Source organism: Fructobacillus tropaeoli (assembly GCF_001047135.2).
GTDB lineage: Bacteria > Bacillota > Bacilli > Lactobacillales > Lactobacillaceae > Fructobacillus > Fructobacillus tropaeoli.
Genome location: NZ_DF968148.1, coordinates 1 through 538, shown reverse-complemented (window position 1 = coordinate 538; position 538 = coordinate 1). Strand labels below are relative to the sequence as shown.

The window sequence follows — 538 nt, the reverse complement described above, 5'->3', positions numbered from 1 at the left end:
ACAAAATTGCCAGTCGCTATGGGGCGAAGATTATTGAACCGGGTATGAGATCCAGCCATCAACGTTATACGAAATGGCAAACGGAAAACTTATACCGAAAAAAAATCAAAGCACGCTTAGACTACTTGTTAGCCAATTCGAATTCCAAGATGGACTTCTTAGAAAAAGCGGCGGCCATTCATTTACAAGTTGATACAAGTGGCCAACATACCAAATTTAAATTAGCTGATAGTGACCAAATCAAATGGACTCGGGCGCGCAGTTTGGATAAAAAGCAGCCAGCATTTTATCAAATGACCAATATGGAAAAACGTTTAGCGGAAAATGATGTGCAAGTCAGCGTGGCCGAAGTCGTGCAAAACTATCAAGAAAGTATTGAACAAGAGCAAGAAGACTTTGGTTGGCGTGTGATCATTGAACCTTGGCAGATTTATTCCAAAACCAGTCAAGGCTTGTACGTGAATGTGGACTTTGGCTCTGATGACCAAGCCCAAGTGTTGATTTATGGGTCACAATTAGATGAATTAGAAAACGGCCA

At 41.3% G+C, this 538-nt stretch carries 1 pseudogene; it reads left to right on the top strand.

What is annotated here, in order from left to right:
* Positions 1–538 (top strand): annotated as a pseudogene (locus tag AOQ32_RS08460) (relaxase/mobilization nuclease domain-containing protein); the annotation flags it as partial.